Annotated in this window: 19 protein-coding genes and 3 tRNA genes; 7 read left to right on the top strand and 15 right to left on the bottom strand. The window is 59.9% G+C overall.

What is annotated here, in order from left to right; genetic code table 11:
• Positions 1 to 7 precede the first annotated feature (7 nt).
• From GSR16_RS16535 to fdnG, 13 genes are all read right to left on the bottom strand, one after another.
• The gene (locus tag GSR16_RS16535; protein WP_159879298.1) at positions 8 to 1,219 is read right to left on the bottom strand and encodes an EAL domain-containing response regulator; all 1,212 of its coding nucleotides are present in this window, start codon (positions 1,217 to 1,219) and stop codon (positions 8 to 10) included.
• Between the two features lie 14 nt (positions 1,220 to 1,233).
• The gene (locus tag GSR16_RS16530; protein WP_159879296.1) at positions 1,234 to 2,295 is read right to left on the bottom strand and encodes a protein-glutamate methylesterase/protein-glutamine glutaminase; all 1,062 of its coding nucleotides are present in this window, start codon (positions 2,293 to 2,295) and stop codon (positions 1,234 to 1,236) included.
• A complete protein-coding gene (locus tag GSR16_RS16525) occupies positions 2,292 to 2,816 on the bottom strand; it encodes a chemotaxis protein CheD (protein WP_159879294.1) in 525 nt (174 codons plus the stop codon). The genes GSR16_RS16530 and GSR16_RS16525 overlap by 4 nt, the downstream gene beginning before the upstream one ends.
• Positions 2,817 to 2,890: 74 nt before the next feature.
• The gene (locus GSR16_RS16520) at positions 2,891 to 3,400 is read right to left on the bottom strand and encodes a chemotaxis protein CheW (RefSeq protein WP_205677451.1); all 510 of its coding nucleotides are present in this window, start codon (positions 3,398 to 3,400) and stop codon (positions 2,891 to 2,893) included.
• The gene (locus tag GSR16_RS16515) at positions 3,393 to 3,977 is read right to left on the bottom strand and encodes a chemotaxis protein CheW (RefSeq protein ID WP_159879290.1); all 585 of its coding nucleotides are present in this window, start codon (positions 3,975 to 3,977) and stop codon (positions 3,393 to 3,395) included. The genes GSR16_RS16520 and GSR16_RS16515 overlap by 8 nt, the downstream gene beginning before the upstream one ends.
• 10 nt (positions 3,978 to 3,987) lie before the next feature.
• Positions 3,988 to 5,634, bottom strand: coding sequence for a methyl-accepting chemotaxis protein (locus tag GSR16_RS21365; RefSeq protein ID WP_159879288.1), 1,647 nt, complete (start codon positions 5,632 to 5,634; stop codon positions 3,988 to 3,990).
• Complete coding sequence (locus GSR16_RS16505; RefSeq protein WP_159879286.1) at positions 5,631 to 7,778, bottom strand: chemotaxis protein CheA; 2,148 nt, start codon at positions 7,776 to 7,778, stop codon at positions 5,631 to 5,633. The genes GSR16_RS21365 and GSR16_RS16505 overlap by 4 nt, the downstream gene beginning before the upstream one ends.
• Complete coding sequence (locus GSR16_RS16500) at positions 7,768 to 8,058, bottom strand: STAS domain-containing protein (RefSeq protein WP_159879284.1); 291 nt, start codon at positions 8,056 to 8,058, stop codon at positions 7,768 to 7,770. The genes GSR16_RS16505 and GSR16_RS16500 overlap by 11 nt, the downstream gene beginning before the upstream one ends.
• A 6-nt stretch (positions 8,059 to 8,064) precedes the next feature.
• Positions 8,065 to 8,433 carry a response regulator gene (locus GSR16_RS16495; RefSeq protein ID WP_159879282.1) on the bottom strand — a complete coding sequence of 123 codons (369 nt, stop codon included), beginning with the start codon at positions 8,431 to 8,433 and terminating at the stop codon, positions 8,065 to 8,067.
• 243 nt (positions 8,434 to 8,676) lie between these two features.
• A complete protein-coding gene (gene fdhE, locus GSR16_RS16490) occupies positions 8,677 to 9,597 on the bottom strand; it encodes a formate dehydrogenase accessory protein FdhE (protein ID WP_159879280.1) in 921 nt (306 codons plus the stop codon).
• Positions 9,594 to 10,223, bottom strand: a complete 630-nt coding sequence (locus GSR16_RS16485; RefSeq protein ID WP_159879278.1) for a formate dehydrogenase subunit gamma — start codon at positions 10,221 to 10,223, stop codon at positions 9,594 to 9,596. The genes fdhE and GSR16_RS16485 overlap by 4 nt, the downstream gene beginning before the upstream one ends.
• The gene (gene fdxH / locus GSR16_RS16480; protein WP_159879276.1) at positions 10,220 to 11,095 is read right to left on the bottom strand and encodes a formate dehydrogenase subunit beta; all 876 of its coding nucleotides are present in this window, start codon (positions 11,093 to 11,095) and stop codon (positions 10,220 to 10,222) included. The genes GSR16_RS16485 and fdxH overlap by 4 nt, the downstream gene beginning before the upstream one ends.
• Positions 11,096 to 11,103: 8 nt before the next feature.
• Complete coding sequence (fdnG, locus tag GSR16_RS16475; protein WP_159879274.1) at positions 11,104 to 14,160, bottom strand: formate dehydrogenase-N subunit alpha; 3,057 nt, start codon at positions 14,158 to 14,160, stop codon at positions 11,104 to 11,106.
• Positions 14,161 to 14,357: 197 nt separating this feature from the next.
• Between fdnG and fdhD the strand changes: the two genes are divergently transcribed.
• From fdhD to GSR16_RS16450, 5 genes are all read left to right on the top strand, one after another.
• Positions 14,358 to 15,182 carry a formate dehydrogenase accessory sulfurtransferase FdhD gene (gene fdhD / locus GSR16_RS16470; protein WP_159879272.1) on the top strand — a complete coding sequence of 275 codons (825 nt, stop codon included), beginning with the start codon at positions 14,358 to 14,360 and terminating at the stop codon, positions 15,180 to 15,182.
• Positions 15,183 to 15,364: 182 nt separating this feature from the next.
• Positions 15,365 to 16,591, top strand: a complete 1,227-nt coding sequence (locus tag GSR16_RS16465) for an aspartate kinase (RefSeq protein ID WP_159879270.1) — start codon at positions 15,365 to 15,367, stop codon at positions 16,589 to 16,591.
• A 59-nt stretch (positions 16,592 to 16,650) separates the two neighbouring features.
• A tRNA-Ser gene (locus GSR16_RS16460) sits at positions 16,651 to 16,744 on the top strand.
• Positions 16,745 to 16,750: 6 nt separating this feature from the next.
• Positions 16,751 to 16,827: transfer RNA gene (locus GSR16_RS16455), tRNA-Arg, on the top strand.
• 2 nt (positions 16,828 to 16,829) lie between these two features.
• Positions 16,830 to 16,904, top strand: a tRNA-Glu gene (locus GSR16_RS16450).
• Positions 16,905 to 17,012: 108 nt separating this feature from the next.
• Here GSR16_RS16450 and GSR16_RS16445 read toward each other — a convergent pair.
• Positions 17,013 to 18,233 carry a DUF1615 domain-containing protein gene (locus tag GSR16_RS16445; RefSeq protein ID WP_159879268.1) on the bottom strand — a complete coding sequence of 407 codons (1,221 nt, stop codon included), beginning with the start codon at positions 18,231 to 18,233 and terminating at the stop codon, positions 17,013 to 17,015.
• Positions 18,234 to 18,414: 181 nt separating this feature from the next.
• On the opposite strand from GSR16_RS16445, the gene GSR16_RS16440 reads away from it, so the two are divergent.
• Positions 18,415 to 19,338: a 2-hydroxyacid dehydrogenase gene (locus GSR16_RS16440; RefSeq protein WP_159879266.1), complete on the top strand. Its 924-nt coding sequence runs from the start codon at positions 18,415 to 18,417 to the stop codon at positions 19,336 to 19,338.
• Here GSR16_RS16440 and GSR16_RS16435 read toward each other — a convergent pair.
• A complete protein-coding gene (locus GSR16_RS16435) occupies positions 19,332 to 20,003 on the bottom strand; it encodes a peptidoglycan DD-metalloendopeptidase family protein (protein ID WP_159879264.1) in 672 nt (223 codons plus the stop codon). The genes GSR16_RS16440 and GSR16_RS16435 overlap by 7 nt on opposite strands.
• An 84-nt stretch (positions 20,004 to 20,087) precedes the next feature.
• Between GSR16_RS16435 and GSR16_RS21505 the strand changes: the two genes are divergently transcribed.
• Positions 20,088 to 20,357 (top strand): CDGSH iron-sulfur domain-containing protein, encoded by a 270-nt coding sequence (locus GSR16_RS21505; RefSeq protein WP_420837513.1) that lies wholly within the window; start codon positions 20,088 to 20,090, stop codon positions 20,355 to 20,357.
• The last annotated feature ends 17 nt before the right edge of the window (positions 20,358 to 20,374 follow it).

Here is a 20,374-nt window from a genome sequence, read left to right as displayed (position 1 = left end):
ACAGATCTTAGTTGACGGCGCGTGGTGTCGGGTTGAAGCCGGGCTGGTGTTGTTTGGCCCAGGGCAGAAACTGGCTGGCGTCCATCGGCCGGGCAATGAAATAACCCTGTCCCAGTTGGCAACCGTGTTGTTGCATGATGTCCAGGTCCTGTTGTGTTTCTATGCCTTCGGCTACCGTACATAGTTTCATGCGGGTGCCAAGTTCGATGATGCTGTCGGTGATGGCCTGCAGATGAGGCTTGTCGGCAATCGAAGTAACTAGTGACTGGTCGATTTTCAGTTCGGTGAAGGGAAATCGGGTGAGTTGCTGGAAAGTGGCAAAGCCGGTACCAAAATCATCAATCGATAGCCCCATGCCGGCCAGCCGCAGGCGGGCGGCAATGCCGATGGCGTCGGTCAGGCTGTCGGAAATGGCGGTCTCGGTAATCTCAAAAGTAATGTATCGGGCAGGTACCCGACTGCGTTGCAACCGGCTTTCCACGGCGGTGATCAGGCTGTTGCCCTGTAGGGAGCGGGCCGAAAGATTGATGGACAATGGCAGGCGCAGACCGTGGCGCGCCCACTCCTGCCATTGGCTCAAACCCTGTTCCAGCATGCTGAGTGTCAGTTCGGTAGCCCAGTCGTTCTGTTCAATCACCGGAATGAAACGGGCCGGGGCAATCAGCCCGCATTCCGGATGCTGCCAGCGCGCCAGCATTTCCGCCCCCTTGATGTGGCCGGTTTTAAGGTCGGTCTTGGGCTGGTAGTAAGGGATGATCTGGCCTAGCTCCAGCGCCTGACGCACGTTGGCCGGGTCGTATAGCGGGCAGGTTTCTCCGTTTTTTCCTGCCTGGGGGTATAGCCGCTGCAGCAAATCCAGCAGCTGGTTTTTATTCAGCGGTTTTTTCAGGCCGCCCAGTACCTGCAGACCCAGACCCGCCCCCATCAGCTCCAGTGTGGAAATGAGCATGTAGTCCTTGCCTGATGTCAGCACGATGTACGGGGCAAGCTTTTCCGCCGCCAGTTGCTGCATCACCTGCACGCCGTCCATGCGCGGCATTTCCAGGTCGAGCAGCATCAGATCCGGCAGGCGTTCACGTGCCATGGCCATGCCTTCCTCGCCGTTGGCCGCGTGCCTGACACTGGAAAAACCCAGTTGCTGGCAGATTTCGCTGGCCAGTTGTCGGTGCAGGTTGCTGTCTTCCACGATCAACACATCCTGCATGTCGGCAAGCTGCATGCTGTCGGTCTCCTTCAGCGGCATATGGCCTTGGCAATGGTGTCCAGCGGCATTACCTCGTCAGCGGCCCCCAGCTTGATGGCTTCCTTGGGCATGCCGAACACCACGCAGCTGTCTTCATCCTGGGCGATGGTCTTGGCTCCTGCATCGTGCATTTCCTTCAGCCCCTTGGCACCATCATCGCCCATGCCGGTCATGATGATGCCCAGTGCATTGCGCCCGGCAAACTTGGCGGCGGAGCGGAACAGCACATCGACCGAAGGTTTGTGGCGGCTGACCAGTGGTCCGTCCACCACTTCCACTTGGTAGTAGGCACCACTGCGCTTGATCATCATGTGCTTGCCGCCAGGGGCGATCAGTGCCCGACCCGGCAGGATGCGGTCGCCACTGGCGGCTTCCTTGACTTCGATTTCCGACAGCCGGTCCAAGCGTTCGGCAAAGGATGCGGTGAATTTTTCTGGCATATGCTGCACGATGGCCAGCCCCGGGCAGGTGCGCGGCAGCTTGGTCAGAATGGCTTCCAGTGCTTGGGTGCCACCGGTGGAGGTGCCGATGGTGACGATGCGTTCGGTGGTCTGGAACATCTGCTGGCCTGTCGGTGCGGCCAGCACGGCATCTGCCGACAGCTTGGGGCGGGTTTCCAGCGGAGTGGGCGGCAGGCTGCGCATGCGGCTCATGCGGGCCAGCGCTGCGGCCTTTACCGCCTGAACCAGCAGGTTGTTGCTGTCCTGCAGAAACTGTTTTACGCCTGCATGCGGCTTGGCAATGACTTCCACAGCACCGGCAGCCATGGCCTGCATGCTGATGTCGGCCCCTTTCTGGGTGAGCGAGGAGCAGATAACCACCGGCGTGGGCCGGCTGGCCATGATCTGTTTGAGGAAGGTAATGCCGTCCATGCGCGGCATTTCCACATCCAGCACGATCACGTCCGGCCACTGCTGCTTCATTTTTTCCATGGCCACAATGGGGTCGGTGGCCACATCCATCACCTCGATACCGCTGCTGGCATTGAAGATTTCGCTCAGCACCTGCCGTACCACGGCGGAGTCGTCCACGATCATGACTTTGATGCTCATGCTTTTTTCCTTGTTTTGGCCGACAGCTTGTCCTGCGTGTCACCGTCCTGTGACAGGCGCACCCAGACATCGCCGGATTGCACGTCAAACACCACCATGCGGGGGCTGCTTCCACCCAGATCCTCCGCCTGCACATTCAGTCCCAGCTGTCGGGCCAGTTGCCGCGCCATTTCGACATTGCGGGCGGCCACATCATTGCTGCTGCGCTCCCCCTCCCGGTGCGACAGTACCGTGGCACCGCCCAGCAGCTTGACTTGAAACTCCCGCAGCGGCCTGCCACAAGCCAGCGCCGCTCGCAGCAACAGCAGCATGGCCTCGTCACCGTAGCGGCCGGACAAGGTGTCGCTGCTTTCGTTGCGCCGCGCCAGCAGGTAATGACACATGCCCCCTTGTAGCAGCTGTGGATGCCACATCACGATGGAGACACAGGACCCAAGCAAGGTGCTGATGATGTATTCCTGATCCGCGAATTTCCATTCACCCGGGTGCAGGAAAATCTCTTTGCGTACGTCGCTATGCATGGTGTCTTTATGGATTGCTGCGGCGCAAAGGCACCAGGCAGGCAAAATGGTTGCAAGTAGCTGCTAATCCCAATCTAGTTCAACACACTGCTGCTGTCCGCCTGAATCTGCATCACGGCAGGGTTGGCCAGTGCGGCCATTTCGTCCAGCGACATCACCTTGTCCATCTGCAACAGCATCAGGCAATGGTGCTCATGGCAGGCCAGACCGGCAATGAAGTCGGTGCGCAGCTGATTGCCGAATGGCGGTGGCGGCATGATGTCGATGCTGTTGAGGCTGATGACTTCATGTACGGCATCGACCAGCATACCGACCGGCTGTGGCTGTGTCAGCGAGCCTGCCTGCAGGATGACGATGCAGCTGCGGCGCAGTACCTTGCCGGCCGGGCGGCCCAGCCGCTGTGCGAGATCGATGACCGGCACCACGCTGCCACGCAGGTTCATTACGCCATGCACGAATGCCGGCATCTGTGGCACGGTGGTTGGGCGGTGGTATTCCAGGATTTCCCTGATCTGCAGGATGTTGCAGGCAAAGGTTTCCGCACCCAGCTGGAAGCGCAGATACTGTCCGGCTGACTCAGTCATGCTTGTCTCCCGGCAATGGGCTGTCGGGCGCAGCAGCGACTGCAGTTGCCGCCGTCTGGCACAGCTGCGACAGCACATCAGGCGTCAGCAATTGCCCGGCATCCAGCAGCAGGGTAAAGCCCTGTGCTTCGCGAACCATGCCAGCCAGCAGGCCGGGCGGCAGCAGCTTGCCCAGTTGCGGAGGCGCTTCGATGGCGTCGTTGGCAATATCTTCCACCGCATGTACTTCGTCGACCAGAATGCCGATATCACTGGCAGGTGCTGCTGTTGCCAGCTGCAGGATGATGATGCAGCTGCGGCGTTGCTGCGGGCTGGCCGGCAAGCCCAGGCAATGGGCAAGGTTGAGCACTGGCACTCCGTTGCCACGCAGGTTAAGTACGCCGGCAAGCAGGGGTGACATGCGGGGTAGGGTGGTCAGCGGCTGGTATTCCAGCAGTTCGCGGATGGCATCCAGCGTGATGCCCATCTGTCGCTCTCCGATTCTGAAGCGCAGGTATTGCCGCTGCGCTGCCGCCGGGACAGACGGGTCCGGCTGTCGCGCATCAGCCTGTTTGCGCCAGTGTGCATGTGTGCCCATGCGGTTCTGCCTAGTAGCGGATGAAGTCGGAATCATCGGCATGATTGCCGCCGATACGTCGCAGCGGGGGAGACTGGCCTGTCTGCGGAGCCGGATGCTCATGCGGAGCGGATGGGATGCCGGATGGGCCATCGCTGAGGCAGAAGTAGTTCATCAGCGCCAGCAGGCTCTCCGCCTGACTGGTCATCTGTTCTGCCGTGGAAGCAAGCTCTTCACTCACCGACGCGTTTTGCTGGGTGCTACCGTTCTGCTGTTGCACGGCACTGCTGATCTGGTTGACAGCGCTGGCTTGCTCGCTGGATGCCGCGGCGATTTCCTGTACCAGATCTGCGGTACGGCCACTGGAGCGCACCATTTCTCCCAGCAGTTTGCCGGCGTGTTCGGCCAGCCCCACGCTGCCGGTTGCCACCTGGCTGATTTCCTGGGCAGCCACCTGGCTGCGTTCTGCCAGTTTGCGTACTTCGGCAGCCACCACGGCGAAGCCCTTGCCATGCTCCCCGGCCCGCGCGGCTTCGATGGCGGCATTCAGTGCCAGCAGATTGGTTTGGTAGGCAATGTCATCGATGATGCCGATGCGATCGGCAATCTGGCGCATGGCGGTGGTGGTCAGGCGCACGGCTTCACCGCCCTCGGTCGCTTCGCGGGCCGCCTGCTCGGCTATGCCTTCGGTAATGCGGGCATTGTCATTGGTCTGGTTGATGGCCGCCGACATCTCTTCGATCGCCGAGGTGGTTTCCTCGATGCCGGCAGCGGATTCGCTGGCCGACTGGGATAGTGACTGCGAGGTGGCATTCAGCTGCTGGGCGGCCGAGGCCAGGTTGGTGGCACCGTTTTTCACTTCCACCATGATGCCGGTCAGGGTGCTGACCGTGCGTGCCACCGAATGCATCATGCTGCTGTTGTCGCCCTTGCGCAGCGGCAGCTGGCCATTCAGATGTCCGGCTGCCAGTTGCTGCATGATCTGTGCGACGGCATGTGGCTCACCACCTATGGTCCGTCGCAGCGAGCGGATGATCAGGCCGGCCAGCAGGCTGCCCAACAGCAGTGCGCTGGCAGATAGCAGCAGCATGGTGTGGTAGGCCTTCTGGATATCCTGCTCGTTCTGCTGGCGGGCCTGCTCGTTCAGTCGCAGTTCGGTGTCGTACAACTGGCGCAAGGTTTCCATCAGCTGTTCCATGGCCGGTGTGACTTCTAGTTGCATGATACGGATGGCAGCCTCTTTTTCGTTGATTGCCGCTTGGGCTACCGATTTATCCATCAGTGCTAAAGCCGGTGGGCGGGTTTTGCGCAGTTGGCCCAGCAAATCTTTTTCATGCTGGGTGAGGGCTGGCTCGGCCAACATGTCGCGCATCATCGCTTGCTCGCCGTCCAGATAGCGTTGGTGGCCTTCGTTGTATTTCTGGATGGCCATGTTGATGGCGTGCAGGTCTGGATAAATGATGATGTTGCGATACATCACTCTTAGCTCCTGAGCCTGCTCGATCAGGATGGAAACACGCGTGGCATCTCGGTCATTGATACGCATGTCATCCAGCATCCTGCCGGTGTTGTCAAAGCTGTACAGGGCTACGCTGACGCAGAGCAACAAGAGCAGCAATATGCTGCCAAAGCCCAGGCTCAGCCGCATGGTGATGCTCATGGGTGCAGAATCTTTCATATTGGTTTCCCCGGTTGCCTGTTGTCATGGTATGGCCAGTTGTCTGGCAGCGTCACGGCTGCTCCCTGGCCTGCCAGGTATTGCATGTGTTCTTGTGCGCGGGCGTGCTGGGTAAGTGCCAGCACATCCAGGATGAGGGCGACTTCGCCATTGCCCAGAATGGTGGAGCCGCTAATGGCCTTGAGGTGGCGGAACAGCGGGCTCAAGGGTTTGATGACAGTCTGGAACTCGCCGTTCAGCGCATCCACCACCAGGCCGACCTTGCAGTCACCGGTCTGGATGATCACCACGTTCCGGCGCGGGCCGGGCTGGCCATCCAGTTCCAGAAAGCGCCGCAGCTCAAGCAAGGGCAGCACCTCGCCGCGCAGGCTGAAGCGACCGATTGCGCTACTGGCTTCCTGAGTCTCGGGCAAGGCCAGGCATTCCACCACGGTGTCCAGCGGCAGGACAAAAGTGGCGCTGCCCACCGTCACCAGAAAGCCATCGATGATGGCAAGCGTCAGTGGCAAGCGCAGCCGGAAGGTCGTGCCCAGGCCTTCTTCGCTTTCCACTTCTACCGTGCCCCGCAGTTGCTCGATATTTTTTTTCACCACATCCAGCCCGACACCACGGCCAGACAGGTTGCTGACCTGTGCTGCGGTGGAGAAGCCTGCTTCGAATATCAGCCGGAACACGTCCTGCTCAGTCGGCGGGTTATCGCCGGCAAGAATGCCACGTTGCCTGGCCTTGGCCAGAATGCGCTGCTTGCTCAGCCCGCCGCCATCATCGGCTACTTCTATCACGACGCTGCCGGATTCGTGATAGGCATCCAGCCAGACCCGACCTGCATCCGGCTTGCCGGCTACGCGGCGCTGTGCCACGTCCTCGATACCGTGATCAATGGCATTGCGCACCAGGTGGGTGAGCGGGTCTGCCAGCTTATCCACCATCGATTTGTCCAGTTCGGTGTCGGCACCGCTGATTTGCAGGCGGATTTCCTTGCCCAGGGCATGGCTGACATCGTGTACCACGCGGCCAAAGCGGCTGAAGGTTTCTCCGATGGGAACCATGCGCATTGCCAGGGTCTGGCCGCGAATCTGCTCGATCAGGCCCGACAGGATGGCGGTGGATTCCAGTAGCGGGCCGTTGCCATGGCTGCGGGCCAACAGGCTGGTGGCAGCCCCGGCAATCACCAGTTCGCCAACCAGGTTGATCAGGCTATCCAGCTTGCCGGCCTCCACCTTGATGAAGCGGCTTTCGCCCTGCCGGGTGGCTTTTCCCTCGCCATCTGCCGGTGTGACAAGCAGCGGTGTCGTAGGGGCGGTCAGATCCGGTGGATCTGGCATGGCTGCCGCCTGCTGTGGCCATCGCCCCCATTGCTGCCATAGCTGGCTGGCGCGTTGCCGCTCGGCTGCATCTCCCAGTTGCAATACCTGCTGCAGATGTTGTTCCAGTTGTGCTCGCGGGCTGATGATGAACTGGCTGCCCTCGCTGGCAAAGGCGAATACGCTGTCCAGTTGTTCCGCATCCACGGCACCGCAAAACTGCAGTTCCAGCCGCAGGTAATTACACTCGGGGTCAAAGCTGTCGTCGGCGGGCAAATTGCAGCTGTAACTGGCAATGCTGCGGATTTCTCCCAGCGTGGCCAGATAGCGGATGAAGGATGCCGGGTCCATGCCATTACGCAGCACATCCGGGCCAAAGCGCAGGGTCAGCAGCCAGTCGCCAGGCGGCGCTTGCTCGGCTGTTTCGGCGGTAGCCGGTTGCGGGCTTGAGGCGGTGTCCGCTTGCAGGCGCAGGGCAATCTCGGCAAGGATGGCGGTCTCCTCGCCGTCTGGCAGGGGCTGGCCTGCTTCCACGGCAGCCAGCTGTGCCTTGACATGGTCGTGGCTGCGCAGCAGCAGGCCGCTCAGTTCTGCATCCAGTTGCAGCTTGCCATCACGTAACTGATCCAGCAGGTTTTCTGCCTGATGGCTGAAGTGGACGATGTCTTCCAGCCCGAACAGTCCGGCTGAGCCCTTGATGGTGTGCATGCAGCGAAACAGAGCCCCTAGCTGCTCGGCGGTGATACTGTCCGCTTCGGCATCCAGCAGAATGCTTTCCATTTCCTCCAGCAGTTCTGCAGATTCCTGCAGGAAGGATTGCATGGCCTGTTCAAGATTCATCGTTGCCCTCCATACAGGCTTGCAACTGAGTAAAACCCATCAGCCGGAGGAAGTTGCTGACTGCCTGGCTGGGCTGACACAGTCGCAGGCTGTGGCCCTGTTTTTCCATTACGGCTTGCAGCCATAGCAGTACCTGTACGCCGGCACAGTCTATTTCGCTGACTTGGGACAGATCGAGTAGCAGGTCCGGATGCTGGCGCAGCGCCTCGGCCAGTTGTTGCTGTAGTGCCGGGGCCTGGTAGATGGTCTGTTCGGCTGTCAGAGTGAGCAGATACGGCATAAAACCTCAGCCCTGGGTGAGCCGGGCAACGACAGCCAGCAGGTGAGTGGGTTCGAATGGCTTGACGATCCAGCTGCAGCCGCCTTTTTGCTGTCCCAGTTGCTGCAGGTGTGACGCATCCTGTGTGGTCAGGATGACGACGGGGGTATGTCCGTAGACAGGGTGCTGGCGGATGCTGTCCAGCAGGCCGAAACCGCCGAGCACGGGCATGTTGAGGTCGGTGAGAACCAGGTCGATCTGACGGCCATCCAGCATGGCCATGGCCTGCTGGCCATCAGCGGCCTGGATGACATGATGTCCGGCACCTTCCAGCGTCATCTTTACCACCAGACGCAGGCTGGTCGAATCGTCGACAATCAGTATGGTCTTGCTCATGCCCTTCCCCTCGTCGTGCTTGCCGCCCATGTGCAGGTTTGTCACTGCACCAGCCGGATTGCGGCCTGACGGTGATTTATCCGGCCTTGGCAGCCGTTTTTTGTCATCACAACATCTGCTTGTTGTTCTTGTTTTCTAGTTGCTGACCGGATTGAATGCAAACGGCTAGCACCGTATTCCAGCAGGGCGCAGGTAATAAAAAACCGGCCAGTAGGCCGGTTGAGTGTGCGGGCAGGGGGAGGGTTAGCCGGGAAACAGCAGTGGATTGAGTCCGCTGCGGGCAAATCCCTGTTCCTCCAGTGCGGCATCCAGCGCCAGGCTGGCCAGGTCGTCGGCCACTGCTTCGGCCTGCTGGTCCTTGTCCAGCGACAGGATTTTCAGATAGCTGCCGCAGTCGCCACAGGATTCGCCACGTACGGCTGCATGGACGTTTTCCAGCGACCAGTAGCCGATGTCGCGCGTTGCCTCGCAGTTGCTGCACTTGGCGCGCACCAGATGCCACTCGCTTTCGCACAGGCTGCAGTGCAGGTAGCGCAGTCCGGCTTCATTGCCCTGATGCACGATGCTGGTCACCGGGGCGCTGGCACATACCGGGCACAGGTGGCGCGCATCGCCCGGTTCGGCCACGGCAGCCACCTTCAACTGGCTGGCCAACTGGCTGAAGTACACCGACAAGGCCGCCCAGATGAAGGGGGCTTGCGCACTGTCCACCGCTGCCAGATCCCCCGACAACAGCTTCTGGGCTGCTGCTTCCAGCCGTGCCGGAGGACTGTCAGCCAGCGTGTTGAGCACGCCGGCCAGCACCGGACTGGCACCGTCCGCCAGCTGTGCACACAGGGCAAGCAGCACCTGCTGCCACTGTGCGTCACGTTGCCAGGCCATGGCACCCAGGGGTGGCAGGCCGTGTTCGGCACACTGCTGGAAATAGTCCTCCCGCTCGGGCAGCAACACCGGTTGGCTGTGCACCAGCTGGTGTTGTGCCTGGGCAATGCGGCTGGCCAGTTGCAGGTAATCGGCCATGACATGCCCCGCCGCCAGCTGCTGCAGCCGCGCCGCGCGCTGACGATACAGCGTGGCCGGCTGCGGCAGCAGCAGCGGGGTGATGTCCAGGCTGGCTGCCTGACGTTCGGCCAATTGCTCGACCGGAACAATGCGTATGCTCATGGTTTGTGCTTGTCTCCTGTCATTTCGCGATACCAGCGCGGGTGATGCTTCTTGGCCCAGGCATGGGTGACTACGCCCTCCACCATGGCGCGGATGGTGCCGCGCACCCAGATGGCGGCGTACACATGCACGATGATGCCGGCAATCAGCGCCAGCGCACTCCAGGCATGCAGCAGCAGGGCCACGCGGATCAGCTCGATGGGGAAGTAATAGGCAAAGTAGGGTCGCCAGATGATGACGCCGGTGCAAATCAATACCAGCAGGCAGCCTGTCATCAGCCAGAACATGCCTTTCTGACCGCCGTTGTACTTGCCGATGTCGCCGACTTCATGGCCTGCCAGCACCGATTTCACCGATTTCATCCACTTGATGTCTTCCTGGTCGATGAAATTGTGATGCCAGTAACGGAAAAACTGGCGGGCAAAGCCGACAAACATCATCACGCCCACGAATGGGTGCACGATGCGCGCCAGCTGCGGCGTGCCGAATACCCCGGTGAGCCAGAAGAAGGCCGGGTAGAAAAAGGCCAGGCCGGAGATGGCCAGCAACAGGAAACACAGCGCTACGATCCAGTGGTTGATGCGTTCCGCCGCGCTGTAGCGCTTGATCAGCTTTTCCTTGCTCATGCCTTGTCCTCCTCTTCGTCATCTTCGGCCTTGTTGGGGCCGACGCCGATGTAGTGGAAGAAGCCGAACAGCACCGAAGCGGCCAGGCCGATGGTGGACAGCGGCTTGAGTATGCCCTTCCACAGGCTGACCACCGGGCTGATCTGCGGGTCCTTCTTCAGCCCGTGGTACAGCTCGGGCTGATCGGCATGGTGCAGCACATACATCACATGGGTGCCGCCCACGCCTTGCGGATCGTACAGCCCGGCATTGGCATAACCACGGGTTTTCAGCTCGTCCACCCGTTCCTGTGCGTATTCCTTCATGTCCTCCTTGCTGCCAAAGCGGATGGCACCGGTGGGACAGGTTTTCACACAGGCCGGCTCCTGTCCCACGCTTACCCGGTCGGAACACAAGGTGCATTTGTAGGCCTTGTTATCCTTCTGGTTGATGCGCGGCACATTGAAGGGACAGCCGGAAATGCAGTAGCCGCAGCCGATGCAGTGCTCGGACTGGAAGTCCACGATGCCGTTGGCGTACTGGATGATGGCACCGGGTGAGGGGCAGGCTTTCAGGCAGCCGGGGTCGGCGCAGTGCATGCAGCCGTCCTTGCGGATCAGCCATTCCAGCTTGCCGTTCTGCTCCACTTCGCTGTAGCGCATCACCGTCCAGCTTTCGGCGGACAGGTCGGCCGGGTTGTCGTACCCCCCGACATTGCTGCCGATTTCGTCGCGCAGGTCATTCCACTCCGAACAGGCCACCTGACAGGCCTTGCAGCCAATGCAGGTGGACACGTCGATCAGCTTGGCCACCTCCGCCTTGTGCTCGCGCGCAATCGGCGGCTGGGTGGGGCTGGCGGAGCGGCGCAGGATATCTTGCGATTGCAGTGACATGGTCGCTCCTATGCTTTTTCAACGTTGACGAGGAAGGACTTGAACTCCGGCGTCTGGGTATTGGCATCTCCGACAAACGGTGTCAGCGTGTTGGCGATAAAGCCTTTCTTGGTGAGGCCCTCGAAGCCCCAGTGGATGGGCACGCCGACATGGTGGACCAGCTGGCCGTTCACCTTCAGTGCCTTGATGCGCTTGGTCACCACCGCCTTGGCCTTGATATAGCCGCGCTGCGATGACACCTTCACCAGATCGCCATGGGCAATGCCTTTTTCCCTGGCCAGTTCCTCGCCGATTTCCACAAACTGTTCCGGCTGCATGATGGCGTTCAGCCGTGCATGCTTGGTCCAGTAATGGAAGTGCTCGGTCAGGCGATAAGTGGTGGCCGCATAGGGGAACTGCTGATGCTGACCCAGTTGCGCCTTGTCGTCCTTGAACAGCCGGGCGGCCGGGTTGGAAATCACCTTGGGATGCAGCGGGTTGGTGCCCAGCGGCGTCTCGAACGGTTCGTAATGCTCCGGGAACGGCCCTTCGGCCATCTTGTCCAGCGCAAACAAGCGTCCCAGCCCTTCTGGCTGCATGATGAAGGGAGACATGGGGCTGCCAGGCGGCTCGTCGATCTTGAAGTCCGGCACGTCGATGCCCACCCACTTTTCGCCATTCCACTTGATCAGCGTGCGTTTCTTGTCCCATGGCGTGCCATCGGGTTTGCAGGAGGCGCGGTTGTACAGGATGCGGCGGTTGGCCGGCCATGCCCAGGCCCAGCCCAGGGTGTTGCCAAGGCCGGACGGGTCGCTGTTGTCACGGCGTGCCATCTGGTTGCCGGCCTGGGTCCAGCTGCCGGCAAAAATCCAGCAACCGGAGGCGGTGCTGCCATCGGCCTGCAACAGGGCGAAACCAGGCAATAGCTCGCCCTTTTTCGCCAGGAACTGGCCGGGGTTTTTTGGATCGGGCAGATCAGCCAGCGCCTTGCCGTTCAGCTCCTTGGCCAACTCTTCCGGCTTGGGCTCGTGCGGGTCGCCATAAGCCCAGGCCAGGCTGTTGATGGCATCCGGGAAGGCACCGCCATCCTTGGCATACATGGCCTTGATCTTCAGGAAGATACCCGCCAGGATTTGCGGGTCGGTCATGGCTTCGCCGGGGCCTTCCGCTCCCTTCCAGTGCCATTGCAGCCAGCGACCGGAGTTGACGATGGAGCCGTCTTCCTCGGCAAAACAGGTGGTGGGCAGGCGGAACACTTCGGTCTGGATCTTGGCCGGATCGACGTCGTTCTGCTCACCGTGGTTCTGCCAGAAGGTGGAGGTTTCCGTCACCAGCGGGTCCATGATCACCAGGAACTTGAGTCGCGACAGCGAGGCCACGATCTTGTTCTTGTTGGGGAAGGACGCCACCGGGTTGAAGCCCTGGCAGAAGTAGCCATTCACCTTGCCCTGGTGCATCAGCTCGAAGTACTGCAGCACGTCGTAGCCCTTGTCCCACTTGGGCAGCCAGTCATAGCCCCAGTTGTTGTCCGCCGTGGCCTTGTCGCCCCACATCGCCTTCATGAAGGAGACAAAGAACTTGGGGTAGTTCTGCCAGTAGTTCATCTGGCCGTCTGCCAGCGGCTTGCTGGTGTACTTGGCCAGATAACTGTCCAGCGTTGCTTCTTTTTCCGACGGCATGGTCATGTAACCCGGCAGGCTGGTGGACAGCAGGCCGAGGTCGGTCAGACCCTGGATATTGGAGTGCCCACGCAGCGCATTGATGCCGCCACCAGCCATGCCCATATTGCCCAGCAACAGCTGGATCATCGCCATGGTACGGATGTTTTGCGCACCAATGGAATGCTGGGTCCAGCCCAGTGCATACAGGAAGGAGGTGGTCTTGTCCGGTGCGCTGGTTTCTGCCAGATGCTCGCAAATGGCCTGGAAGGCTTCCTTGGGCGTGCCGCAGATATTGGCCACCACGTCGGCGGTGTAGCGCGACACATGCTGTTTGAGCAGGTTGATGACACAGCGCGGGTCACTCAGCGTGTCGTCGCGTTTGGCCATGCCCTTCTCATCCAGCTGGTAGGCCCAGGTGGATTTGTCGTATTTGCGTTTTTCCGCGTCATAGCCGCTGAACAGGCCGTCTTCAAAGGTGAAGTCCGGGTGTACCAGCAGTGCCGCATTGGTGTAGGCGAGCGTGTATTCCTTGTTGTATTTGCCGGTTTCCAGCAAATAGCGGATCACGCCGGACAACAGGGTAATGTCCGTGCCGGTGCGGATGGGCGCGTAGAAGTCTGCCACCGAGGCAGTACGGGTAAAGCGCGGGTCGATGACCAGCAGCTTGGCCTTGTTGCGGGTCTTGGCCTCAATGGCCCAGCGGAAGCCAACCGGGTGTGCTTCGGCGGCATTGCCACCCATCACCACGATCAGATTGGCGTTCTTGATGTCGACCCAATGGTTTGTCATGGCACCGCGACCAAATGTTGGGGCAAGACTTGCCACCGTTGGTCCGTGTCATACACGCGCCTGATTGTCGACAGCCAGCATGCCCAGGCTGCGGGTAAATTTGTGGGTCAGCCAGCCAGCTTCATTGCTGGAGGCCGAAGCGGCCAGAAAACCGGTGGACAGCCAGCGGTTTACCGTCACGCCATCCGCGTTCTTGGCCATGAAATTGGCGTCGCGGTCCTGCTTGATGTGCTTGGCGATGCGTGCAAACGCTTCATCCCAGCTGATGCGCTTCCATTCATTACTGCCCGCTTCCCGCACTTCCGGGTGTTTCAGGCGGTTCGGGCTGTGGATGAAATCCACCAGACCGGCACCTTTGGGACAGAGCGCGCCACGGTTGACCGGGTGATCCGGGTCGCCTTCGATATGGAAAATTTCGGACTTGGCGTTCTTGGCGCCATCGCCCAGGCCGTACATGAGAATGCCACAGCCTACCGAGCAGTAAGGACAGGTGTTGCGGGTTTCACTGGCACGCATCAGCTTGTAGCTGCGTACATCCGCCATTGCCTTTTCCGGCAAGAGGCCCAGTGTTGCAATCGTAGAACCTGCCATACCCCCAGCGCACAGCTTGAAAAACTGTCGCCGATTGACCTGCATGGAGGGGCTCCTTGTTAGGAATGGAGTAAAGGCTTTCCGTATGTCCTGCCCCGGCCTGCCAGCAGGCGGGGCGCGGGTGAGCGTACAGGAAAGACTGGCCTGACCAACCAGACGGTTGTAGCCTGCATGCATTATCGTCAGCTATTTGCCTAAGCTCAAATAGCCGATGCCAATTTACCCATTGAAAATGCAAACTGATGAGCGCCGCCCCGTTCCCCGTCTTCCCCTCGCAGCTTCCGGTACAGCGCCTGCAATGGCAGGATGAACAACCCCTGCAGTCCTGTGATGACCTACTTGCCTGTGAAGTACCTGTCGCCCTGGTTTACAACGGGTTAGCGCACGTAGTGATGATGGCAAGCCCGCAGCAACTGGAAGAATTCGCCCGTGGTTTTACCCTGGCAGAGGGCATTGCCCGTAGCCTGGCTGACATCTACGACATCGAATTGCGCGAGGCCACCAGCGGCATTGAGGTACATGTGGAACTGGCCAGTGCCTGCTTTACTGCACTCAAGGAGCGCCGACGCCAACTGGCCGGTCGTACTGGGTGTGGCCTGTGCGGTGTCGAGCAACTGGCCGAAGTCTTCCGTCCACTGGATTCCTTGCCCGATACAGTTCGCTTGGGTCTGCCAGCGCTGAACCTGGCCTTGCAGGCGTTGCCGGTACAGCAGCTATTGTCCCAAGCCACCGGCTGCACCCATGCAGCGGCCTGGTTGAGTCTGGATGGCCATTTGCTGCAGGTCTGTGAAGACGTGGGCCGCCATGTGGCACTGGACAAGCTGATTGGCTGCAGGGCGAGCTGTGGCTGGACGGGCGGTGCAGCCCTGGTTACCAGCCGTGCCAGTTATGAAATGGTGCAAAAAGCCGCAGCCGTGGGTATTGAAATACTGGTGGCAGTATCGGCACCAACGGCACTGGCGGTGCAGATGGCCGAGCAGTACGGCCTTACCCTGCTGGGCTTTGCCAGGCCGGGGCGGGTGAATGTCTACACGCATCCACAACGCCTGCTGCGGACGTCGTCATGAATGCTATTGAATCAGTATCCGTTTCGGCTTCGTTTGCCCTGAACAATCGTGACTGAAGCCCCGCCATTTGTTGCATTGCGCAAAGGGCGGTGGGCATTGTCGAACAATGGCCTTGCTTTTGTGGCAAAGATCGGGTCAGAATCGAAGTCCGACATATCAACCTTTCTATATAAGAAGCAAGCATGGCACTCATCGTACAAAAGTACGGCGGTACCTCGATGGGCTCTCCGGAGCGCATCAAGAACGTGGCCCGCCGTGTCGCCAAATGGAAAGCGCAGGGACATGATGTCGTGGTAGTGGTATCTGCCATGAGTGGCGAAACCAACCGACTGATTGCCCTTGCCAAAGAGATCCAGGCTTATCCGGACCCGCGCGAGCTGGACGTGATCATTTCCACCGGCGAGCAAGTCACCATCGGCCTGTTGGCCATGGCGCTCAAGGACGCCGGCGTTAATGCCAAGAGCTACTGTGGCTGGCAGGTGCGCGTCACTACCGACGACGCCCACAACAAGGCCCGCATTCAATCCATCGACGAAGCCGCCATGCGGACAGACCTTGCTGCCGGTTCGGTAGTGGTCGTGGCCGGCTTCCAGGGCGTGGATGAAAACGGCAACATCACCACGCTGGGTCGTGGTGGTTCCGACACTTCCGCCGTGGCACTGGCTGCCGCGCTGAAAGCGGATGAATGTCAGATCTATACCGACGTGGACGGTGTATACACCACCGACCCGCGCGTGGTGCCCGATGCCCGTCGCCTCAAGACCATCACCTTCGAGGAGATGATCGAGATGGCGTCGCTGGGTTCCAAGGTATTGCAGATCCGTTCGGTAGAGTTCGCCGGGAAATACAAGGTACGTCTGCGTGTACTGTCCAGCTTCGAGGATGAAGGGGAAGGCACGCTGATTACGTTCGAGGAAGATGAAAACATGGAAAAGGCCGTCGTTGCAGGCATTGCATTTGACCGTAATGAAGCTCGCATCAATGTGAAAGGCGTGCCAGACAAACCGGGTATCGCCTACCAGATCCTGGGCCCGATTGCTGATGCCAACATCGAAGTCGACATGATCATCCAGAACGTGGGCGAGAACGGAACCACCGACTTCTCCTTCACCGTGCCGCGTGGTGAATTCCACCGCACCATGGACATCCTGCGCGAAGTGCAAACCCATATTGGCGCTGCCAAGATCGACGCCGACGAAAAAGTGGCCAAGATCTCCATCGTCGGCGTGGGCATGCGTTCGCACTGTGGCGTGGCTTCCACCATGTTCCGTACCCTGGCTGAAGAGGGCATCAACATCCAGATGATCTCCACTTCCGAAATCAAGGTATCGGTACTGGTGGACGAGAAATACCTGGAGCTGGGCGTACGCGTGCTACACAAGGTATTTGGCCTGGATCAGCCGGCATAATTTTTGGCGCAAATGCTTGACAGAGGGCGCCGCCTTGCTTAATATGGCGCTCTCTGAACGGAGAAATGGCCGAGTGGTCGAAGGCACTTCCCTGCTAAGGAAGCATACGGGCTTAAACCTGTATCGAGGGTTCGAATCCCTCTTTCTCCGCCAGAATCTGCACCCGTAGCTCAGTTGGATAGAGTATTTGGCTACGAACCAAAGGGTCGGGCGTTCGAATCGCTCCGGGTGCACCAAAGTCCCTATAGTTTAGCGGTTAGAACACCGCCCTTTCACGGCGGTAGCCGGGGTTCGATTCCCCGTGGGGACGCCAGGATTCAAGAAAAAGCCCAGTCGCAAGACTGGGCTTTTTCGTTCTTGTGCTCCCGCCATCGATGGCGGGCAATATGCCGGCTACTGCCGGCATTGCCGTTTCTGTAGCTTATTGTCTGGCCATGCAGCTCTGATAACGGGTGTTCACCTTGTCAGCAAACCATTGCGTGGTCAGTTTGCGGCTGATCTTGGGGCTATGCAGGTCGATCTGTGGCATGCGTTCGCGTGGTGCTGGCTTACCAGCCTTGCGGTCGGCTAGCGCAAACAGTTTGCGGTACAGCTCGCTCTGGGCAAAGTTGCTATTTTTCTCTTGCTGCAGGTCCCGTTCCAGTTCTCCCTGACTCATTTCCAGCCGACTGCGCAAGGTCAGCAAGGCTTGGTAGGTGCTGCCCGTGGCCTGTTTGCCGGTGTAACTGAGCAAGTCACCATCCAGTGCCAGCTTGCGGCCTGACAATTGGCTGACGGCGGCCTGGAAGGCGGCATTGCGGCTGCTGTAGCGGCCGGCATTGAAGTCGGCAAAGCGGTAGCGCATGTCCTGATAGGGTGCCGGGTATTGCAGCAGGATGGCCGTACCGAAGTAGATGCCGCCACGGCGTGTGAATACGTCGTTGCGGATGCTGTTGCCAGTCTGGTAGGGGTAGGGCCAGATTTTGACATGGGCTTCGGCAAACTCCACGCTCACCTGCATCGGTCCACCGGTACGAATGGGGTTTTTCATATTCATTGGTAGCCCCAGCTTGCTGGCCTCTGCCGCCATATCTTCGAACAGCAGGTTCATTTCACGCTCGGTACGCAGATTATCTATGCGCGCCTTATAGCTTTTGCCATTGGGCGAGGTTTTGAGCAGCGCAGCTTTCACTACCGGTAGCGGTACCAGGTATTTGTTGGCCCGCTCGCCAATCTTGCCCCAGACAATGGCCGGCAGATTGGGCACGGTCGGGTCGCCCTGCCAGCTGGATTCCTGCTCGATCACCGCTGCTACGGCGCAGAAGTTATCAGCCCGGTACGGAATTTTCAGCGCGGTGAAAGCCGAGATGATGTCCTTGCTCCAACCCTGGCGGTCACCAATATGTGGTGGCAGCAGGCGCTCCAGCAAGTTGCGCCCCTGACTCTCGCTCAGGACGACTGGTTTGACTGGCGGTGTGACGGGCGGAGGCAGGGTACCGACGACGGGAGGTAGCACTACCGGTGGCGCTACCGAAGGTGCGGATACTGCTTCGGATGCGGGAAGGACAGGAGAGCTGGGCAGGCTGCCCGACGGAGTAACAGGCTGGGTGCTGCAGGCGCTAAGTGTTGCCAGCAGCAGGAATGGGTACAGATAGCGGGTCATGCGGGTTTGCTTCCGGAAAGCCAAGCCGTGATCTTGGCCCAATGCGTGGGCCAGGGCAATCATTGCGTGCGTAGCAAAGCTACCCACCTTGCTTTTGCGCAGGAAAATCTGCCTTGGCCGGTGGTGATTATTTACAATGCATGATCAGCACGCTTGATATCGCTACCTTTGGGAGAGTCCGATGATTTACCTCTATACACCGCAGGATATGGCTGCGTATCGGGAAGCCTTGCAGCAGGCTTTGCCGGGTAAGGCGCTGGCCTGCTGGCCCGAGGAGATTGTCGCCAGCCGGGTGGAGCATGCAGTGGTGTGGAATCCACCAGCCGGTTTCTTTTGCGGCATGGTTAATCTGCAAGCGGTGTTCGTGCTGGGTGCAGGTGTGGACCGCATCCTGAAGCGGGATGATCTGGATCCAGCGGTGCCGGTAATCCGGCTGACTGATGCCGGCATGGCGCAGCAGATGCTGGAATATGTGTTATACGGGGTATTGCATGTGCAGCGTCACATGGGGCAATACCGTCGTCAGCAAGCACAGCGGCAGTGGCAGCCGGTGGCTGCCGCTACTGCGGCACAGACGCGCATCGGGGTACTTGGCCTGGGTGAGATTGGCGGGCGCGTGGCGCAGTCTCTGGCGGCCATGGGCTATGCGGTTGCCGGCTGGAGTCGCAGCGGCCGGCAGTTGCCGGGCGTGGAGGATTTTGTCGGCGAAGCTGGTCTGCCAGCCTTGCTTGCGCGTACGGATATTCTGGTCAACCTGCTGCCGGCCACGCCTGCCACACGTGGCCTGCTGGATGGTCGCATGCTGTCGCTGTTGCCGCGTGGTGCTGCCCTGATCAATGCCGGGCGCGGCGAGCAGCTTGATGAAGCGGCTCTGCTCGGACTGCTGGACAGTGGTCAGCTGCGCTTTGCCATGCTGGATGTCTTTGAAGTGGAGCCGCTGGAGTCTGTGCATCCGCTATGGAGCCATCCTGCGGTGCTGGTAACACCGCATATTGCTGCCATGACATTAGTGACTTCCGCTGTGGCGCAGATTGCAGCCAATCTGCAGTCCCTGCAGCAAGGCTTGCCGCCGCAGGGACTGGTGCAGCGGGTACGTGGTTATTGAGCAGGCAGGGCGGATAGCGGATCGATGGCCTTGCCCTGGCGGCGCAGCTCGAAATGCAGCATGTCGTGGCTGCTGCCGGAATGGCCAAGAGTGGCAATCTGCTGGCCGGCCTGCACGGTTTGTCCTTCCTTTACCAGCAAGGTCTGGTTGTGGGCATACGCCGTCAGGTAATCATTGCCGTGCTTGATGATGAGCAGATTGCCATAGGCACGTATGCCCTTGCCGGCATAGGCAACGGTGCCGCTGGCAGCGGCGCGTACCGGATCGCCGGCTTTGCCTGCAATATCGATGCCCTTGTTGCTGCTACCGTTGAATTTGCCTAGCAGCGTTCCGCGTACCGGCCATTGCAAGGCAATGACGGCAGAGGCGGGGCGGGTTGTCGCTGGTGCTTGCGTTTTACCTGTGCTACTTGCTGTTGGTTTAGGCTGGCCGGTATTGGCAGGGCTGATGCGCAGCAACTGGCCGGCATTGATGCTGGCCGGATCTGGCAGCTTGTTCCATGCCACCAGATTGCCAACGCTCTGATGATGGTTCAGCGCAATGCGGTACAAGGTATCGCCGGGGCGGACGCGATAAAACCCTGCTGGCGCAGGAGGATAGTCTGGCAGCGCAGTGCAGGCGCTAAGCAGCAGAAGCAGGCAGCAAAGGCGTAGAAGAGATTGCATGTCGGCCATTCTAACATCGGCATGACAGGGGACGGGGAGAGGCCTGGCTTTCGTGCGGATGGCCTTCTAAGCTAAAAGCCCCGGATGTCGTTTTGCAAGGAGTGTGCAATGGCTGAGCAACCGTTTTCACCGCAGAGTTTTCCTTACGCAGTCGAAGTTGAGGCCGGCAAGCACTATTGGTGGTGTGCGTGTGGTCAGAGCGAAAAACAGCCGTTTTGTGATGGTAGCCATGCCGGGTCCTGTTTCAGTCCGGTGGAGTATGTGGCGGATAAAAGCGGGCTGGTGTACTTCTGTGGTTGCAAGCTGAGTGAAGGCAAACCCTTGTGCGATGGATCACACAGCCAGTTGTCCTGAACGCGCTACCCGGTCAA

This window comes from Aquitalea denitrificans (genome assembly GCF_009856625.1).
In the GTDB taxonomy this organism is placed as follows: Bacteria; Pseudomonadota; Gammaproteobacteria; order Burkholderiales; family Chromobacteriaceae; genus Aquitalea; species Aquitalea denitrificans.
Note: the sequence above shows the minus strand (reverse complement) of the source record. Positions and strands in the feature narration are given on the sequence as shown.

Coding starts and splice junctions, on each gene's coding strand:
- GSR16_RS16535 (WP_159879298.1), bottom strand. CDS start 1,219: ATGCAGCTTGCCGACATGCAGGATGTGTTGATCGTGGAAGACAGCAAC.
- GSR16_RS16530 (WP_159879296.1), bottom strand. CDS start 2,295: ATGAGCATCAAAGTCATGATCGTGGACGACTCCGCCGTGGTACGGCAG.
- GSR16_RS16525 (WP_159879294.1), bottom strand. CDS start 2,816: ATGCATAGCGACGTACGCAAAGAGATTTTCCTGCACCCGGGTGAATGG.
- GSR16_RS16520 (WP_205677451.1), bottom strand. CDS start 3,400: ATGACTGAGTCAGCCGGACAGTATCTGCGCTTCCAGCTGGGTGCGGAA.
- GSR16_RS16515 (WP_159879290.1), bottom strand. CDS start 3,977: ATGGGCACACATGCACACTGGCGCAAACAGGCTGATGCGCGACAGCCG.
- GSR16_RS21365 (WP_159879288.1), bottom strand. CDS start 5,634: ATGAAAGATTCTGCACCCATGAGCATCACCATGCGGCTGAGCCTGGGC.
- GSR16_RS16505 (WP_159879286.1), bottom strand. CDS start 7,778: ATGAATCTTGAACAGGCCATGCAATCCTTCCTGCAGGAATCTGCAGAA.
- GSR16_RS16500 (WP_159879284.1), bottom strand. CDS start 8,058: ATGCCGTATCTGCTCACTCTGACAGCCGAACAGACCATCTACCAGGCC.
- GSR16_RS16495 (WP_159879282.1), bottom strand. CDS start 8,433: ATGAGCAAGACCATACTGATTGTCGACGATTCGACCAGCCTGCGTCTG.
- fdhE (WP_159879280.1), bottom strand. CDS start 9,597: ATGAGCATACGCATTGTTCCGGTCGAGCAATTGGCCGAACGTCAGGCA.
- GSR16_RS16485 (WP_159879278.1), bottom strand. CDS start 10,223: ATGAGCAAGGAAAAGCTGATCAAGCGCTACAGCGCGGCGGAACGCATC.
- fdxH (WP_159879276.1), bottom strand. CDS start 11,095: ATGTCACTGCAATCGCAAGATATCCTGCGCCGCTCCGCCAGCCCCACC.
- fdhD (WP_159879272.1), top strand. CDS start 14,358: ATGAGCGCCGCCCCGTTCCCCGTCTTCCCCTCGCAGCTTCCGGTACAG.
- GSR16_RS16465 (WP_159879270.1), top strand. CDS start 15,365: ATGGCACTCATCGTACAAAAGTACGGCGGTACCTCGATGGGCTCTCCG.
- GSR16_RS16445 (WP_159879268.1), bottom strand. CDS start 18,233: ATGACCCGCTATCTGTACCCATTCCTGCTGCTGGCAACACTTAGCGCC.
- GSR16_RS16440 (WP_159879266.1), top strand. CDS start 18,415: ATGATTTACCTCTATACACCGCAGGATATGGCTGCGTATCGGGAAGCC.
- GSR16_RS16435 (WP_159879264.1), bottom strand. CDS start 20,003: ATGCAATCTCTTCTACGCCTTTGCTGCCTGCTTCTGCTGCTTAGCGCC.
- GSR16_RS21505 (WP_420837513.1), top strand. CDS start 20,088: ATGTCGTTTTGCAAGGAGTGTGCAATGGCTGAGCAACCGTTTTCACCG.